Below are 13,279 nucleotides of genomic sequence, written 5' to 3'. Positions count from 1 at the left end.
ATTTCTGGTTGTTACCAGTTGAAGGTCATCAAGCAGCGAAGCGCCGCTCAAAGACCAGAAGGGATTGGCGTCGACCACGCGTGATCCTCCCTATCGGGTATCAGCGTCCCCATGCTTTAGGTCAGTCCGAGTACGAGAGCTTCGCCGCCAAACCGATGCCCTTGAGCCATCGCTGCTGTAGGTCTCGCGCTCGCGCGGTGAGGTCTTCAACTTCGCCCGCCACACGCCAGTACCTCGATCCAATGCCTCTGACTCGGACAGGCCAGCGCTCGGGTTTGGGCTCGATTCGCGTTAACACGGCCGGAGTCGACCTCGGTAGCGCGCCGCGCTTGCCTGACCGCACCTGTTGGCCCGTCCATTCGACAAGCGCCAAATACTCCCCGAGTTTCACCGGCAGGCATGCCGCTACGGAGCCGGCGATGGGGCGTAGTGGTTGAACTCGGCTCACGTCGGTCAGTGTCTCCAGATGCCGCTTGAGGCTGGTGTGTTCGCAGCCGTCCAGCCGTCGGGTGAGTCCGGCGCGGACGGGGTTCAAATCGACATAGGCCATCGCGGCAAGCACGGCACGGTCATCGCACAACCGCTGGGCTTTGAATCGGCCCTGCCAGAACCGCCCGTTACATCCATCCTCCGCGTTGGCCGCGCACGCAATCGGCTCGGCCAGACACCTCATGAGCCAAGACAGATCCGTCAGCGCAAGTGAAGTCCGGTGGAGGAAAAGGCATGGCCGGGCAATTGAGGCGGACGGAGCAGGCTACCGGACTTCCCGCTATAGGTTATGGGCCTGATCTCGGCAAACATGTGTTGCGAAACTGCGCGGCCACGAACTGCGAAAAGACTTTGATCGAGGTAGTTAAGCCATGAACTCAATAATAATATTTCAAGCTTTAGAGTCTAGGTGGAGCCCAGAGAGCTGGGCGGTAGAAAATGGTGCGGATCGTGGGAAGGGCGGTGAGTTTGTGGTGGAGGGGGTGGCGGGATGGGTTTCCGTTGTGCAGGATAAAGATTTAGTAAATGATTACGACTTGCGTGAGATGGATTTAGTTCGGAAACTGATTCCAGAATTCAATGCGTATGTGATTGAGTGGCGCGGAGATGATCTGATGAGTGATTTGCTGAATTCCGCGCCTTTCGGTCATTTTGCGTTGGTGGACAATGATCATGGCCTTCTAGTTCCATTCGGTGACATTCGTGATATTCCTTGCCGTTTCTGGGTTCAGTCTAATAAGCTCGAAAAGTGGCGATAATTTCGGAAATAGAGGTGGGCTCGGGCCGATCATGTAGCAAATGGGAAATAGCGCGACTAACTAGGGACACCCACTGCTTCGCCCGCAACGCCCTGGCCCACGCGTTGTCGGAAGTTCGAGTCATCCACTTTCCTTAGATGGGTGGGAAAATAGGGGGGCAGGGTGGAGCGGCTCTAGTAATTCGACCTCCTATTCGGAGCCGGTGCAGCCGTCTTTGCCCGTGTGGCTGCGCGTCGGCGCAGCGCGCCTCCCCCCGATCGCCCAGCGTCTAAACGACCATTGAGTCGCGAGCTGCATTTCTTCGCTCTATCGGCGCCACCGCGGCCGGCCGCCTGGCCTGCAGTCGCAACGTTTGCGATTGCCCTGCCTTAGCCTCCACACTGTGGTCAGGGGGGCCGGCAGAGCCGGCTTGAGTTCAAGCTTACAGTCCGTGCCGCTCGGCCCGGCGAGAGCATCCATCGCATGCAATCCTATTCCGTTTCCGCTTCGACGGTCCCGGTCTCCGGTGCTCGTCTGTCTTGTCGCGCGCCTCTGCTGAGTTGGTCAATGCGATGCACGGTGCTGGCATTGCTCGCCACGACGAGCATTGCCGCGTTCGCGCAGTCGACGTACGTCACGCCTTCGGATGAGTTCCGGAAACGTATCGATCAACAGAGCGTCGCGCCCTTGGGCGACTCCATTTTCGGTGCAGACACGAGTCTCTATTCCGGGGCCACGGAGTTCTCGGCCGTCGATATCGATGTGCCAGGCAACAGCGCGTTGCCGGTTCGGTTCGGTCGGCGATTCGTGATCGAAGACCGTAAGCAGATGGGATACATCTCGGGTTTGGACGATTGGGATGTGGATCTTCCCCATATCGAGACCACGGCTTCGGAGCAGGGATGGATGGTGCTTGGCTACAACCATCCGGATCGATACAACCGTTGCACGACTCTAATTCCTCCGCTGACGGGAAACTCCTTGATCACGGTCGAGCAAGCCTGGGGTGGCTATCAGCTCCACTTGCCCGGCCAGGGCGACCAGGAGCTGATGAAGGCGATTCCGGGCGCGTTCTCAGCGCCGAGCGACGGTGGCCAGTATCCCTGGGTAACCTCCGCGAACGTTCGTCTGAGTTGCCTGAGTAGTCTGCAGAACGGACATCCCGGCCAGGGCTTCATGGCGCTTATGCCCGACGGCGTGCGCTACTGGTTCAATTGGATGATCGAGCGAGAAGCGCCGACGATGCGTAAAGCCGGGCCGCAAATGGCTGCGGCAGCGCTACGAAAGCGGTACTTCCTATTGGCTACCCGGGTTGAGGACAGGTTCGGCAACTGGGTGACCTACTCCTATTCGGGCGACAAATTGACCAGCATTGCGGCCAACGACGGCCGCGCTATCACCCTCGCCTATGCCAATGGCAAGGTGTCGACTGCGACCGCGCATGGGCGGACATGGACTTATCAGTACGGCACAGGCGGCTTATCGGCAGTGATTCAGCCGGACGGCGCACGGTGGTCATTCGAGAAGACAGGCAGTCTGGTCTCGAATAAACCTGGAGACCCTTCCGTTCTGCCAGTGGATACGTGGGAGCCGCAGTGCCTCGAATCGGATCCTGCCCTGCTTGGGCCTTTCCGCTATGTGATCACGCATCCGGGCGGCGCGCGCGGCGATTTTCAGTTCGGTCTGGCGCGGCACTATCGCTCTACCGTGCCGTGGACCTGTCAATGGGAATACCCGCCTTTCGACAAGGTAACGCTGCCTAGTGAGGTTGGGAGTTCGCAGGTGGTTAGGGACGTGCTGTTTCTCATGAGCAGAGGCATGCCGTTCCATCTGGCAAAGAGCGCGGTTCCTGGCGCGGAGGAAGCCTTTCAACAGATGAGCGGTATCACCATCGAGCACTTCATCGGTCAGGATGAACTGAGAGTGCCGAACTATTTCGATGTGCTCGCTTTGACATCGCGCAAGGTGACCGGCCCGGCAATCGCGGAGCAGACGACGAGCTACCACTACGGCGAAGTGTCACCGTTGGGCTTCTGCTATCCGGGGTCGGGCTGCGCCGGGCAGGAAGAGGCGAAGTGGGTGACCGTCACTCATCCGGATGGAACCAAGGATAAGTATCGCTACGGGGTTCAGTATGCGATCAACGAGGGACGATTGCTGGAAACGGCAAAAGCCAAGCCGGACGACGCGGTGGTTTCGAGCACATCGTCCATCTACATGTCCAGCCAGGAAGTCGCGCAGCAGCCGTTCGCGCCGCGGGTCGGCGAAGCGCTACGCGACATCCCGATGGTTTCGTATGTCCACCCACAGGTCAGTACCATCACGTTGTTGGACGGTGTCACGTACAGCAGTACGGTCGACAGTTTCGATGCCCTGGCTCGCCCGGTTTCCGTGACCCGTTCCAGCAACATCAGCTACGGCTACACACGCACCGACGTCACGTCGTATCACGACAATCTGTCCAAGTGGGTTCTAGGCCAAGTGGCATCGATCAGCACCGCCGGCCTGGTGCCAACCCAGACTGAATACGACGCCACTACCGCGCTGCCGATTCGAACCTACGCGTTCGGCACATTGACGCAAACGACGACCTACAACGCCGACGGCACCATGGCCACCGTCAAGGACGGCAACAACAATCTAACCACGGTGTCGGATTGGAAGCGCGGTATCCCACGTACGGTCAGGCACCCGGCTACGCCGGAGTCACCTAGCGGGGCGACGCAGACGGTGGTCGTCGATGATCACGGTTGGATTAGTTCGACGACCGACGAAAATGGATACGCCACCCAGTATGGCTACGACAGCATGGGGCGCTTGTCTTCGGTTGCGTACCCAGTCGACGATTCAGTGTTGTGGAACAATACAATCACTTCGTTCGTCCAGGTGAATCAGGCCGAGATGGGTGTGCCCGCCGGACACTGGCGCCAGATAGTGCAGCAAGGCAACTACGAAAAACTGACCTTGTTCGATGCTCTGTTGCGGCCGGTACTCCAGTATGAGCGGGACATCTCCAACAACGATCAGACGTATCGAATCGTCGCCAACGCCTACGACACCGCTGGCCGTCAGATCTTCGCCTCGTATCCGCGGAATCCGTATGCGGATGGCAACTGGTCGATTGGTTCCAGCGGCACACACACGTTCTACGACACGTTGGGTCGAGTGGTCAAAGTCCAGCAAGACTCGGAGCTCGGCGCTCCGGTCACTACCACTACCGAATACCTGACGGGTGGCGACATCAAGGTGGTCAACCCCCGAGGCAAGGTTACGCGGACGCGTTATGCGGCATGGGATCAGCCGACTACCGATTATCCGATTGAAATTTTTCACCCCGAAGGCGCATTCACGCAAATCGTACGTGACGCCATGTTGCGGCCGATCCAGACCCGTCGCACGGAGGTGGCGCCATGAGCCGCTACGATCGCCGAGAAATCGACTCGAGCTTCAAAGACCGGACGTGTCAGTCGAAGCCAGCGAACTTTCTCCGAAGACTGAAGTTGACGCATCAGGGGGCGCGTATGTTGGTTGCACGCACATTCCTCATGCTGTTGTTGCTTTTTGTGGGGATGGGCATTGCACAGGCCAACGGACCATGGATTCGCATCGCTAGCCCGGCGAATGGCGCGTCGTTTCCGGCCCCTGGCAACGTCACCATCAGCGTGGAAGTGGGAAGCACCGACCCCGCCTTGACGGTCGACGATATTTTCGTCCAGGTCAACGACGAGCCGGTTCAGAACAACTCGCAATTGCAGAATCTCGCGCCGGGCACGTACAACGTTTACGCCTTTGCGAACGTCTATAACGGTGGTGTGGTAGAGCCTGACCCGGTGGAAGTGGTCGGGCAATTCGTGATTACTGCCGCGCCGGCACGAAATGCGCAGTTCGTGTCCCAGTCGGTGCCGATAGCAATGGCGGCCGGCCAGTCCTATGCCGTTACCGTGCAGATGAAGAACATCGGCACGGCGACGTGGACATCCGGCGGCGCATATAAGTTGGGTTCGCGTAACCCGGTCAATGGAGATACCTGGTCCCTTACTCGTGTTGCCGTTCCCGGTGACGTGGCGCCGGGGCAGACCGCGAGCTTTACTTTCACGACGCGGGCACCGACGGCGCCTGGAACTTATAATTTCCAATGGGGCATGCTGCAGGAAGGCGTCGAATCGTTCGGAGAAGCTAGTTCGAATCTGTCCATTGCCGTAACTTCAGGATCGATTTCGGCCACGCCGAATCCGTGCGCCATTCCGAGCGGAGGTGCCGTATGTACCAGCTCCATCACTTGGTCTTCCAGCGCTAACGACGCTGAGGTCTGGGTAACAGGTCTGGACAATGCCAATCCGCAACTCTTCGCGCGGGCCAAAAGCGGCACGCAAAGCGCAAGTTGGATCAACGCCGTGGGAAAGCGCTTTCATCTCAAGAGCGGCGCCCTGACAACAGCTACCATCGATGTGGCGGGCCAGTTCGCCGCCAATGTCGCACCGTCGGTGCATCTGACGGCACCCGTTGGCGGACAAGTGTTTCCGGCTGGTAGCACGGTCACGCTTAAGGCATCGGCATCTGACCCGGATAACGGAATCCAGCGGGTCGAGTTCTATGTCGATGGTGTCAAGGTCGGCGAGGACGCCAGTGCCCCCTATAGCGTCGGCTGGATATCGACGGCGGGGCCGCATTCGCTTGCTGCCGTCGCTATCGATCCGCTCAACGCGCAGACAACGTCGACCGCGGTCGGCATCACGGTTAGTTCACCGCCGTCTGTCGTGACGGGCGGGGTGGGGCGGTATTACGTCTACAACAACGATCCCGCGTACGGGGCCGATCAGCGCTTGTGCAAGATCATCGAGCCGGAGACCGGTGCGACGGTCATGCGCTATGACAGTGCCGGCAACCTGATGTGGTCGGCATCCGGCCTGAATCTGCCCAGCACCACCAGCTGCGACTACGCTGCGGCCCATGCATCCGGTCGTCGTTCCGATCGTCTTTACGATGCGCGCAACCGCGTGACCGATTTGTCCTTCCCGGATGGCAACGGCAACCAGCATTGGGGCTACACGCCCGATGGACTGCCGCATCAGCTCAGGACTTGGAACGACGCCGGTACCACCGTGGTCGATACCGTCTACGCGTACAACAAGCGTAGACTGCTGGCCAAAGAATCGTTATTGCGGCCGTACGAATGGGCGATCGGCTATGGATACGATCAGAACGGCAGTCTGGCCGCGCAGACCTATCCAACCGGTTTGGCGCTGACCTATGCGCCAAACGCCCTGGGGCAGGCGACTCAGGTGGGTACGGCTCCGAACAGCACCACCTCAGGTACTTACGCGTCCGGTGTCGGCTACTACCCCAACGGCGCCATTAAGCAGTTCACCTACGGCAACGGCATCGTGCATACGATGTTGCAGAACGCTCGTCAATTGCCGCAAACCACGCAGGATGGCAGCGTCCTTGGTTTCACCAATCTCTATGACGAGAACGGCAACACCACGCTGATAGACGACTTGGTGCAGGGCCAGAACTTCAAGCGCTATCTAAGCTACGACGGCCTGGACCGTCTGACGGCGGCCGGCTCGGCGATGTTCGGCGGTACCACCCACTACATCAATTACACCTACGACGCGCTAGACAACATCCGTACCGTAAGCCACCCCGGCGTGCGCGAGCATACCTACTGGTATGACGCATCCAATCGTCTGACCAATGTCCAAGCCACCGCCGGCGGTGCGACGGTCATCGGCCTGGGTTACGACGTCCAGGGCAACCAGACCAACAAGAACGGGCAGGAGTACAACTTCGACTACGGCAATCGCCTGCGTCGGGTGACAGGCAAGGAGCGTTACCGCTACGACAGTCTGGGCCGTCGCTCCGATGTGCTCTACGAAGACGGCTCCGTCCACGTGTTCCAGTACAGCCAGGCAGGGCTGCCGTTGTTCAGCTCCAAGGTTTCCGCTGCCGCTGTCCAGACGACGCATGAGAACATCTATCTGGCGGGCAGCCTGATCGCGACGGTGGACCACAACTGGCCCAGCAACACGGTGATCGCGACGAAGTATCACCACACCGATGCGCTGGGCAGCCCGGTGGCGGTCACCGATACGAGCGGGGCGGTGATCGAGCGAACCAATTACGAGCCTTACGGTAGCCCGATCAACAAGACGGTCAACGGAATTGGTTACACCGGTCATGTGATGGATGGGATGACCGGGCTGACGTATATGCAGCAGCGGTACTATGACCCTTCAATTGGACGTTTTTTGAGCGCTGATCCGGTTTTGGCGTATCCCGATTCAGGTGGCAACTTTAATAGATATCGATATGTAAATAACAATCCATATGGATTCTATGATCCTGATGGGCGCCAATCTGTCAAAAGCGCTTATATTCGGCTAAGGGCGAATGTAATAAATTTTGCCAGAGGAATGGGAAAAGAGACGTTTGACGCAGTTGCAGAGGATGCGTTTACTTCAACACCCAATCCAATGGCAATCCCTGCGTATCCTGGGGAGTTTTCGTTTGCTGAGCAATGCGGATGCGCGTACAACTCGCCGTTTTCAGCAACTAGTAATAATGAGGAGCAACTAGGTAGGGACATGGCCCCTGCTGCAGCAGTTTTACTTGCCTTGTCTGGCAAGAGAGGGGCTGTATCAGGTCCGCGAATAATGCGGTCAGTGGGTTCAGCTGTAAATCGCGGCATGTCTTTCTCAAGGGCGCGATTGCAAGCCAAGTTTAAACATGCTAGTGATTTTGGTGTAAATGGCGCATGGAATCGTGAAGCGGGTGCTTCCTTTGAACAGGCGCTTAGGAATCACATCGATGCTGACGGTACACTGGTTATACAGGGTACTTATAGATGGGCAAATGATGTTACTCATTTCTACAATCCTTCTACGGGATTGAACGTTATTAGAGATGCGGATATGAATTTCGTATCGGGTTGGCGCCTTAGTCCGCGTCAGCAGGCAGACATTATGGAGAATGGCAATGTCTATTGATGGCATTGGGGCGAATGACGCTATTTACCTAATGGAAGCCTTCGTTCGCGGAAAAATGACGATTGAAGATTTTTCTTTCGAGTACCAGAAGTGGTGGAGGCGCGCACGTGAAGCTGATTTTTTCTCTACGCTGAGCCCATATTTACAAAGAGCACTCGATGTGGTTTTTACCAGCATTGAGCACGCGGACGAGGGGGGGCTCGATCATATGAGTGCAGAGGTGGTGTGTAAGATCGAGGTTCGTGTCGCCTTGAGTATAGTCATTGGTATTAGGTAGTAAACTAAGGGCGACTAGGTTGATCTGCTGGCATCGTATAGTGTGAATCGATGTTTCGCCTTTTGTTCGTGAAGCCTACTGCCGCAGAGAATTGCTAGTGTTGAGCAACCGTATTTTCGTTATTCGGAATAGATCAAGTCTTCCCATGCTTGTATGGCCGGGGGTTATTTGTTGACGACGATGCGCTTTCGGTGTGAATGCTGTGCGGCGACCGTGGCGTAGACAGTCGTATCTATCTTCGAAGCATCTTGCAAGTCTGTGCGAAAACTAACCTCCGCACTTCGCCTTGATCCCATCAATCTCCCGCCCGATCGCACTCCCATCCGGCCGCTGCGTCGCCAACGTGCGATGCAACACATCCAAACGTTCCCGCGCCTCCGCCTTCGCCGGCCCGACGCACCGCACATGCGCGGCGTAAGCCTGCGCCAGCCAGCCGATCTTGCGCAGTTCGATATCCGAGTTCGGCAGCGCCGATAGCGTGTCGAGTTGAGCCAGCGCCGCGGCGTCGCCGGCCAACGCTTGCGGGTACGCCAGGCTGAGTTCGGCGCGGCGGGTGTGGGAATGCGCGCCGCCGTAGCCGGCGCGGGTTTGGCGGACGGCTTCGCCGAGCAGGGCCAGGCCGCGGTCGCGTTCGCCCAGGGCCAAAAGAACTTCGCCTTCGAGGCGGTCGGTGTCGCCGAGCAGGGGATGATCGACGCCGTAGCGTGCGTCGCGCAGGCGGCGGGATTCGCGCAGCAGGGTTTGGGCTTCGCGGTCGCGGTCTTGTTCGTGCAGGACCATCGCCAGGTTGAACAGGGTGCCGGCGAGGCGGCCGGTGTCGCCGTGCTTGCGGGCGATTTCGATCGCGCGGCGCAGGGCGATCACGGCGTCGGGCAGTTGGCCGCGTTCCCAGGCGATCACGCCCAGGCTGTTGTAGGTGGCGCTGAGGTCGGCGTGGTCGGCGCCCAGTCTGGCGCTGAGCAGGTCGCGGATTTCGCGGAATTCTCTTTCGGCCAGGGCGAAGCGGCCCTGGTCGACATGGATGGCGGCCAGCTGGCGGCGCGCGGCCAGGGTGGTGGGGTGTTGCGCGCCGTTGACCTCCAGCGCGATCGCCAGGGCATTGGCGGCTTCGCGTTCGGAGGCGTCGGTGAGGCCGAGGTCGCGCAGGCGCGCGGCGATGTTCCAGCCGATCTCGACCAGCAGCGGATGCTTTTCGCCGCCGCTCTGGCGCAGCTGCGTGCGCGCGCGCTCGAAGCCGGCCAAGGCGGCGCGGGTTTCGCCGACGTCGGCCTGCAGGCCGGCCAGGTCCATGAGGTTCTCGACTTCGCCGACTTCGTTGTGCAGCACTTCGCGGCGCAACGCCAGCGAGCGTTCGAACAGCAATCGCGCGCTCTGGCGCTCGCCGTTGATGCGGCGGCAGCGACCGAGTTGGGAATAGAACTCGCTGGCTTGGGTGGGCAGTTGCGCCTGTTCGCGCCGGGCCTGGTCGTTCCAGGGTTGCATCAGCTCGATGCAGGCGCGCGATTCGCCGAGCAGGCGCAGCACCTGGCCGCGTTGGGTCAGCGATTCCAGGCGCAGGCTGGCGGGCACGTCGTCGGTGACGTCGAGGATGTTGGCCTGACGGTCCAGCAGCACCTTGGCTTCGTTGTAGTCGCCCAGGCCGGTGCGCAGGCGCGCGACCACGCCCAGCAGTTCGGCGCGCTCGCGCGGCTGTCGCGCGAGTTCGCGATTGCCGCGCGCGACGGACGCGTCCAGCAGGCCGCGCAGGTCCAGCGCCTGGCCTTCGGGCGTGCCGCGCGCGCTTTCGAACAGGCCGACCATGAAGTCCTGCATGGCCTGCGCGCGGCTGGCTTCGCGCACGGCCTGGCGTGCCTGCCAGGCGACGATGGCCAGCGCCGCGCCCAGCACCAGGGTGACCAGGGTGGTGGTGGCCAGCGCCCAACGGTGGCGCTGCACGTACTTGTTGAAGCGGTAGCCCAGGCTTTGCGCGCGCGCCTGCACCGGGCGTCCGGCTTCGAAGCGCTGCAGATCCAGCGCAAGCGCTTCGACCGACGGGTAGCGTTGCTCGGGGCGCTTGGACAGCGTCTTGAGCACGATGTTGTCGAGGTCGCCGGCCAGCTGGCGCGCGTGACGGCGCAGCGCGGCGCTGTCCGGCGGCGGGCCTTCCTCGCCGGTGCTTTCGGCGTTGCGCAGCACGGTCTGCGAAGGACGCAGCGGGTCGGCGGCGAGGATCGCCTCTTCCCACTCGGCGTCGGTCTGGCGTTTGAGGCGGTAGGGCTTGGTTTCGGTCAGCAGTTCGTACAGCACCACGCCCAGCGAGTAGACGTCGGTCATGGTGGTGACCGGTTCGCCGCGCACCTGTTCCGGCGCGGCGTAGTGCAGGGTGAAGGCGCGCACGCCGGTGCGGGTCTGCTCGGGGATCGGCACGTCGGTGTCGAGCAGCTTGGCGATGCCGAAGTCGAGCAGGCGCACGTCACCGCCCGGCGTGACCATGATGTTGGACGGTTTGAGGTCGCGGTGGACGATCAGGTTGGCGTGGGCGTGGCTGACCGCGTCGCAGATCTGCTGGAACATGTGCAGCCGCTTGTCCAGCGGCGTGGACTGGTTGCGGCAGTAGTCGGTGATGGGTTCGCCTTCGACGTATTCCAGCGCGAGATAGGGCAGGCCGTCGGTGCTGATGCCGGCGTCGAGCAGGCGCGCGATGTGCGGATGCGCCAGACGCGCGAGGATCTGGCGTTCGCGGGTGAAGCGGATGCGCAGGTTGGTGTCGGCCAGGCCGGGGCGCAGCAGTTTCAGGGCGACGCGGCGCTGATAGAGGCCGTCGGCACGCGAGGCCAGCCAGACCTGGCCCATGCCGCCTTCGCCGAGCAGGCTTTCCAATCGGTACGGGCCGACGGTGCTGCCGGGACGCGCGCCGGCCAGGGCGGCCACCAGCGGTTCGGCGAGGAAGTCCTCGTGGCCTTCCTCCAGCGCGATCAGGGTTTCGAGTTCGTCGGCGAGTTCGGAGTCCTCACCGCGCAGCTCGCTCAGGCGCGCGGCGCGCGCCGGCGGATCGAGCTCGAACAAGGCGTCGAGCAGGGGGGACAGCCGTTGCCAACGCTCGGCGTCCACGGGCGGCGCTGCTCAGCTGTCTTTGAGCGACGCCAGCAGGAACAGGCGGGCTTTCTGCCAGTCGCGGCGGATGCTGCGTTCCGAACGTTGCAGCAGCGCGGCGATCTCCAGTTCCGACAGGCCGGCGAAGTAGCGCAGCTCCACCACCTGCGCCAGGCGCTGGTCGACGGCGGCCAGCTTGGTCAGCGCGGTGTCCAGGCCCAGGGTTTCCTCGTCCAGGCGCAGGCCGCCCTCGACGTCGTCGGGCAGCTCGGTGACGCGATGCAGGTCGCCGCCGCGCTTTTGCGCGAGGCGTTGGCGGGCGTAGTCCACGACCACGCTGCGCATGGCCGAGGCGGCGTAGGCGAAGAAGTGGGCGCGGTCGTCGAACTGCGCTTCGCGGCGGCCGACCAGCTTGAGGTAGGCCTCGTGCACCAGTGCGGTCGCGTCCAGGGTCTGGCCGTGCTGGCCGGCGAGCTGGCGCCGCGCCATGGTGTGCAGCTCCTGGTACAGCGTCGCCAGCACACGGTCCAGCGCGCCGCGATCGCCTTCGCGCGCGGCGTCCAACAGCAGGGTGATGTCAGCGCTTTCGGCCATCGTGTTCCCCGGGGCAAGGCGCGACTATAACGTGTTCATCTTGGCCCGGCGCATTCGCCGGTTGGCATCAAAATTGCCTAGGGCGTGCGCCAAGTCAACGCTGGCAGTGGCCGCACCAGACCGTGGCGCGCTGGCCCACCGAGGCCTGTTTGAGGGCGCGGCCGCAGCGCGGGCAGGGCTCGCCGCCGTGGCCGTAGGCGGCCAGTTCCTGTTCGAAGTAGCCCGGCGCGCCGTCGGGGCTGATGAAGTCGCGCAAGGTGGTGCCGCCGCGCTGGATGGCGTAGCCCAGGATGGTCTTGATGGCGCCGGCCAGCTCGCCGTAGCGCTCGCGCGAGACCTTGCCGGCGGCGCGCAGCGGCGACACGCCGGCGGCGAACAGGGCCTCGGCGACGTAGATGTTGCCCACGCCGACCACCACGCGCTGGTCCATCAGGAAGGTCTTCACCGGCGCCTTGCGGCCGCGGCTTAGATCGAACAAATAGTCGCCGTCGAAATCGTCCGACAGCGGTTCCGGACCGAGCTCGCTGAGCAGTTCGTGGGTCTCGCCGGGCCGCTGCCACAGCAGGCAGCCGAAGCGGCGCGGGTCGTTGAAGCGCAGCACGCGGTCGGAATCCAGCAGCAGGTCGACGTGGTCGTGCGCGCGCACCGGGGTGTCGGCCGGCAGCACGCGCAGGCTGCCGGACATGCCCAGGTGCAGCAGGGCGCTGCCGGCCGCGGTGTCCAGCAGCAGGTACTTGGCGCGACGGCGCACGGTGGCGATGCGCTGGCCGGGCAGGTCGGTTTCGATTTCGTGCGGAATCGGCCAGCGCAGATCCGGGCGGCGCAGGATCGCGGCGACCACTTCGCGGCCTTCCAGGTGCGGCGCCAGGCCGCGGCGGGTGGTTTCGACTTCGGGGAGTTCGGGCATGCGGCAAGGGTACTCTCGTCGTGGCGCTGGGCGGCGGTGCGGCGCTTGCCTGCCGGGGCGGATAGGGTGCTGCCGGATTGCCGAAGTTCGAGCGCCAGACGCCGCCAACCGCGCACGTTGACCGAAGTTAGCGCCTCGCCGGCGGGCCGAACGCGTCCTTGCGACCGCCTCGCCCATCGCCCTAGCTGAAGCGCTTCAGCTAGGCCCGCCGTCG

At 62.0% G+C, this 13,279-nt stretch carries 8 protein-coding genes; 4 read left to right on the top strand and 4 right to left on the bottom strand.

Annotated elements, in window-relative coordinates; all coding sequences use genetic code 11:
• Window positions 1–121: 121 nt before the first annotated feature.
• Entirely contained in the window at window positions 122–673 is a 552-nt protein-coding gene (locus LVB77_RS00645) for a hypothetical protein (RefSeq protein ID WP_232908301.1), read from the bottom strand.
• A gap of 187 nt (window positions 674–860) precedes the next feature.
• On the opposite strand from LVB77_RS00645, the gene LVB77_RS00640 reads away from it, so the two are divergent.
• From LVB77_RS00640 to LVB77_RS00625, 4 genes are all read left to right on the top strand, one after another.
• Complete coding sequence (locus LVB77_RS00640) at window positions 861–1,247, top strand: hypothetical protein (protein ID WP_232908300.1); 387 nt, start codon at window positions 861–863, stop codon at window positions 1,245–1,247.
• 462 nt (window positions 1,248–1,709) lie between these two features.
• Window positions 1,710–4,640, top strand: a complete 2,931-nt coding sequence (locus tag LVB77_RS00635; RefSeq protein WP_232908299.1) for an RHS repeat domain-containing protein — start codon at window positions 1,710–1,712, stop codon at window positions 4,638–4,640.
• Window positions 4,637–8,215 (top strand): colicin D domain-containing protein, encoded by a 3,579-nt coding sequence (locus tag LVB77_RS00630; protein WP_232908298.1) that lies wholly within the window; start codon window positions 4,637–4,639, stop codon window positions 8,213–8,215. Before LVB77_RS00635 ends, LVB77_RS00630 begins: the two co-directional genes overlap by 4 nt.
• Entirely contained in the window at window positions 8,205–8,492 is a 288-nt protein-coding gene (locus tag LVB77_RS00625; protein WP_232908297.1) for a colicin immunity domain-containing protein, read from the top strand. The genes LVB77_RS00630 and LVB77_RS00625 overlap by 11 nt, the downstream gene beginning before the upstream one ends.
• A gap of 267 nt (window positions 8,493–8,759) precedes the next feature.
• Here the strand turns inward: LVB77_RS00625 and LVB77_RS00620 are convergent, their stop codons facing one another.
• From LVB77_RS00620 to mutM, 3 genes are all read right to left on the bottom strand, one after another.
• Window positions 8,760–11,582, bottom strand: coding sequence for a serine/threonine-protein kinase (locus LVB77_RS00620; protein ID WP_232908296.1), 2,823 nt, complete (start codon window positions 11,580–11,582; stop codon window positions 8,760–8,762).
• A 12-nt stretch (window positions 11,583–11,594) separates the two neighbouring features.
• Entirely contained in the window at window positions 11,595–12,158 is a 564-nt protein-coding gene (locus LVB77_RS00615; protein WP_091637373.1) for an ECF-type sigma factor, read from the bottom strand.
• A 94-nt stretch (window positions 12,159–12,252) separates the two neighbouring features.
• Window positions 12,253–13,065, bottom strand: a complete 813-nt coding sequence (gene mutM, locus LVB77_RS00610; RefSeq protein WP_232908295.1) for a bifunctional DNA-formamidopyrimidine glycosylase/DNA-(apurinic or apyrimidinic site) lyase — start codon at window positions 13,063–13,065, stop codon at window positions 12,253–12,255.
• Between the last annotated feature and the right edge of the window lie 214 nt (window positions 13,066–13,279).

This window comes from Lysobacter sp. 5GHs7-4 (assembly GCF_021284765.1).
Taxonomy (GTDB): Bacteria; Pseudomonadota; Gammaproteobacteria; order Xanthomonadales; family Xanthomonadaceae; genus Lysobacter.
Note: the sequence above shows the minus strand (reverse complement) of the source record. Positions and strands in the feature narration are given on the sequence as shown.